This window comes from Helicobacter sp. 'house sparrow 1' (assembly GCF_900199585.1).
Lineage (GTDB): Bacteria > Campylobacterota > Campylobacteria > Campylobacterales > Helicobacteraceae > Helicobacter_H.
The window spans coordinates 1-2,450 of the sequence record NZ_FZQY01000010.1 but is presented as its reverse complement, the minus strand read 5'-3'; the positions used below and the strand labels follow the sequence as shown (position 1 = coordinate 2,450).

General features: G+C 32.0%; 1 protein-coding gene. It reads left to right on the top strand.

What is annotated here, in order from left to right; translation table 11 throughout:
* Window positions 1–234: 234 nt before the first annotated feature.
* The coding region (locus C6H31_RS05725) for a beta strand repeat-containing protein (protein WP_158657713.1) at window positions 235–2,450 on the top strand (2,216 nt) is incomplete at its 3' end.

The window sequence follows — 2,450 nt, the reverse complement described above, 5'->3', positions numbered from 1 at the left end:
AAATTTTTATTTTTATATTGACTTCTTATAAAATTATGATAAAATGCGCGCCAGATTTTAAAACTTTCAAAATTTTATGTGTTGTGTGACTTTGTTTTTAAATTTTTTTGATTTTTTATAGTTTAGCTTTGTTGTTAATATAGAAATGTAGTTCAAAAAAGACTTGTTGTTAGCTTATACACCTTTTGAAAATTTTAAAAATCTACAAAGAGAAAAAGATAACAGGAGTAAGTTATGAATTTAGTGGACTATACAAACTTTCATTCAGTTTCTTCTAAAAATTCTTTTAAAAGATCTTTATTTAAGCCTATTGTTGCAAGTTCTTTAGCTTTATTGCTTGGAAGCACTTTGTATGGAAATACTGAGATTCAACATCCAGATTGTGGAGATACTAGTAGTTGTACACCTATAGATAGAGACCTTACCTTTAAATTCGGAACAGGGGATTCTATGCAAATTAGTACCGATTTATCAACAGTTATTTTTAGTAAAGAACAAAAAAATGTTACCTTAAAAGATACTAATTTTACTGAAGGTGTTTTTGATTTTCCCGGCTCTACAATGACAATCCACTTTGAAAATAGATCTGGAAATGGGAATATTGAAAATACAGGTAGTAATGCAAAAAGAATTTTTAACCTTGAAGCTACAAATGATTTTAAGGGTAACCTAAAAACAATAGGTGGAAATGGCAATAATGAAGTGAATGGAACATTTCATAAAAATTTTACTGGAAATATCGATGTAGTGAGCCACAATGGTTATTCTTCAGCCAAAGTAACTTTGACTTTTAAAGGACAAGAAAATGAAGCAAAAGATAATCAAGAAAATGTTTTTACAGGAAATATCAATGTTGATTCGGGAACTACGACACTTAACTTTGAAAACAATGGAAAGATAGTAGGAAAAATTCAAGCTAATGTGGATGGTTTTGATAGAGCGGGTTTAATTAATGTTAATTTCAAAAAGAATGGAGCCATTGAGGTTGCAGAGAGTAGTGCAGATAGTGATGTAATCGTAGCAAATTACTATAGTAGTGGAGCAAAAAATACTATCACATTTTCTGGAGCAAGTTCTACAAATACAATCAAAGGTGGTATTCTAGCAAGAAGAAGTGGAACCAATATTATCACATTTTCTGGAGCAAGCTCCATAAATACAATTACAGGTAATATTTCTTCTGAAAATAGTGCAAAAAATAACATTTCTTTTACAAATGGAAATAATAATAGTATTACCGGGACAATTCAGGCAACTAGAGGAACCAATACTATTACTTTTGGAAATAGTGGTGTGGATGCAAAAAATAGCGAAGCTGCCAATATTATTACAGGTAATATAATCGCGCAAAGATCATCAGATGCTCAGGGCAATCCAGGAAACAATACTATCACTTTTAATAGTGGAACAACTAATACTATTCAAGGTAATATTACTGCAAGCGCTTCTACTAATACCATTACTTTTAATGGAACTGGAGTAAATAAAATTGAAGGAGGTATCACTGCAGGTTCATCTACTTGGGGTGGAAAAGGAACTAATACAATTGCTTTTAATAATGGAGCGACCAATACTATCAAAGGTAACATTTCTGCAGATATTGGTGACAATATCATCACTTTTGCTGGAACAGCTACAAACAGCATTTCTGGTGATATTAAGGCAGGTGGTGGTGGAAGTAATACTATCACTTTTAATGGAACAGGTTCTAACAATATTTCTGGAGGTATTAGTGCTAATGGCGGAACTAATACCATTACTTTTAAATCTTCACAACAAGGATCTGAATTAGAAGCACAAACAAGTGTTGCCAATACTATTACTAGTGATATCACTGCTAATGGTGGAAGCAATAAAATTACAATGAATGGTGCAAATATTATTGCTGGAAATATTAAGGCTGGAACAGGTGGTGCTACAGGAAATAATCATCTTTATTTATCTGGAGCTAGCACTCAAATAGGAGCTACTTCAGCAGTCTCAATCATTGCAGAGCAAACTAGTGGATATGCAACAGATAAAAATAATCTTTTAGTATCCCAATCATCTAGCAATACTTTTAATTTAAATGAGCTAAAGGCTAATGGCTATGAAAGAAAGGCTAAAAATATTATTTCTTTAGATGATACAGCTACTAAAACTGCAAGCACTAGTAATATAACTATAAAAACAATGGCTGCCACAAATGGCCACAACTACATTGGTAAAGGGATTCTTGCAAGTTCATCTGCAGAAAATGGTGTGACTCTCACAGATAACACTAACTCTATGTCTTTTGTTGATGCTACAAATGCTTTTGTTGGAAATCTTTCTGTAAGTTCAGTAACTTCTAACAATGGCGTAAATAATATTTCCTTTAAAGCTAGCAATACAATTTTAGCTTCAGAGAATGCTAAAGCTACTCCTCAAAATGCTATTATCGGTTCTGTTATTTTAAATAATGATGAAGC